This is a genomic window from Streptococcus oralis (genome assembly GCF_001579025.1).
Classification (GTDB): domain Bacteria; phylum Bacillota; class Bacilli; order Lactobacillales; family Streptococcaceae; genus Streptococcus; species Streptococcus oralis_X.
The window spans coordinates 779,694-781,635 of record NZ_KQ970235.1 but is presented as its reverse complement, the minus strand read 5'-3'; the positions used below and the strand labels follow the sequence as shown (position 1 = coordinate 781,635).

General features: G+C 35.5%; 3 protein-coding genes. All 3 read left to right on the top strand.

The genetic code is table 11. The features are described 5' to 3' along the window. Positions 1-140: 140 nt before the first annotated feature. From SORDD27_RS03730 to SORDD27_RS03720, 3 genes are read left to right on the top strand one after another with little or no spacing between them, the layout of a single operon-like run. A complete protein-coding gene (locus tag SORDD27_RS03730; protein WP_061427401.1) occupies positions 141-755 on the top strand; it encodes a hypothetical protein in 615 nt (204 codons plus the stop codon). 35 nt (positions 756-790) lie between these two features. Beyond that, positions 791-1,483 carry a pyrimidine 5'-nucleotidase PynA gene (gene pynA, locus SORDD27_RS03725; RefSeq protein WP_061427399.1) on the top strand — a complete coding sequence of 231 codons (693 nt, stop codon included), beginning with the start codon at positions 791-793 and terminating at the stop codon, positions 1,481-1,483. A 23-nt stretch (positions 1,484-1,506) separates the two neighbouring features. Next, positions 1,507-1,800 carry a hypothetical protein gene (locus SORDD27_RS03720; protein ID WP_061427397.1) on the top strand — a complete coding sequence of 98 codons (294 nt, stop codon included), beginning with the start codon at positions 1,507-1,509 and terminating at the stop codon, positions 1,798-1,800. Positions 1,801-1,942 lie beyond the last annotated feature (142 nt).

Below are 1,942 nucleotides of genomic sequence, written 5' to 3'. Positions count from 1 at the left end.
AATTACCGAAGGGGAAACTTAGAAAAGAGCAGAATAGCCAAGGAGGTTGGGGTAGGGGGAATGAGGAGGTTACCCATTCGTTTTGTAATATGCTATAATAAATCTATCATTTTTTAATAACTACTTTAAGAGAGATAAGTATGCAAATTAACTATAATAGAAGACAGAAATCAGATATTGTTATTTCTAAACCGTCAGCCAGCGAAGTAGGAAAATACTTGAAATCGTGGAAAAATCTTAAAAATTATAAGTTGCAAGAAGATGCTTTAGATAAATTATTTTTTGAGCTATTGCCAAGCAACGAAGAAATTTCTGACATCTTATTAAAGGTTGCTACGTTGAATGATTTTTACAGCACAAATATTTTTTCAGTTTATCCAGTTGCAGAACATATACTGAGTCTTAAAATTGACGATAGGTTGAGACAAGGTGATGTAACTTTAGTCAATGAAATTCAAAATGTTACGATCAATGGTGTAACTAGAAAGTTTTATTCTTTTTCTACTAAATACTGTTCCCATCACAATCCTAAAGAATACCCTATTTATGATAGCTACGTAGAAAAGGTATTGAAATACTTTAGAAAAACAGATAAATTTTCTAAATTTAAGAATGCAGACCTAAAAGATTATCAAAAATTTAAAAATATAATTATTGCTTTTAGAGAATACTACGGATTAGAAGAATTTAATCTTAAAGAGATTGATCAGTATTTATGGCAGTTGGGAAAAGAATATTTCCCTAATAAATACTAGTAACTTGTTCTCACTTAGAAAGGAAAACTCTCAAATTGTCCTACAAATTTCTACTCTTCGATCTCGACCACACCTTGCTTGATTTTGATGCTGCTGAGGATGTGGCTTTGACGCAACTTCTAAAGGAAGAAGGAGTTGAGGATATCCAAGCCTACAAAGATTATTACGTTCCGATGAACAAGGCTCTCTGGAAAGACTTGGAGCAAAAGAAAATTAGTAAACAAGAGCTGATTAACACGCGCTTTTCTCGTTTATTTGCTCATTTTGGACTGGAGAAAGACGGTAGGTTACTTGCTCAGCGTTACCAGTTTTTTCTAGCCCAGCAGGGGCAAACTCTTTCGGGCGCTCATGAACTTTTGGACAGCCTCATCGAACGTGATTATGACTTGTATGCTGCGACAAATGGCATTACTGCCATTCAGACGGGTCGTCTGGCTCAATCAGGTCTGGCTCCCTATTTCAACCAAGTTTTTATCTCTGAGCAGTTGCAAACTCAAAAACCTGATGCACTATTTTATGAAAAAATCGGTCAAGAGATTGCTGGATTTGATAAAGAAAAGACGCTGATGATTGGAGATTCCCTTACAGCTGATATTCAAGGTGGTAATAATGCTGGAATTGACACTATCTGGTACAACCCTCATCGCCTTGAAAATCACACACAAGCCCAGCCAACTTATGAAGTCCATTCTTACCAGGACTTGCTGGATTGTTTGGATGCTATGTAGTGCTTTTCCTAAGAGGGGATGATATGGAAGCTAAAGTCATTGAAGAGATTGACAATTTACTAAACCTCATCGAGCAATATCAGTTAAAAGGTGTGATTGCTCAAGTAAATACGTTAAAAGAGTTAAAGTATATCATAAGCAATCATATAGAGTTAAGTACTCGAGAGAAGATGAATATCCACTATTCACTCTTTCTCCCTAGGGGTGGTTTATCTGAACTCTACTATATGGACGCTAATCTTGAACGGATGATGTCTGTAAATAATCAACTTTCCTATGCTATTGATTCAATCGAAAAGTTTTTAATGGCTGATTGATACTGTGAATACTAATGTCCAATACTAGGATGAATAACAGTATATATAAGAACTGTAAAAAGTGGTTTCAATAGCCACTTTTTGCTATAATAGAGGCAGTAAAAATGAAGGAGTTGGCGATGCAACACTCATCATGGCATGC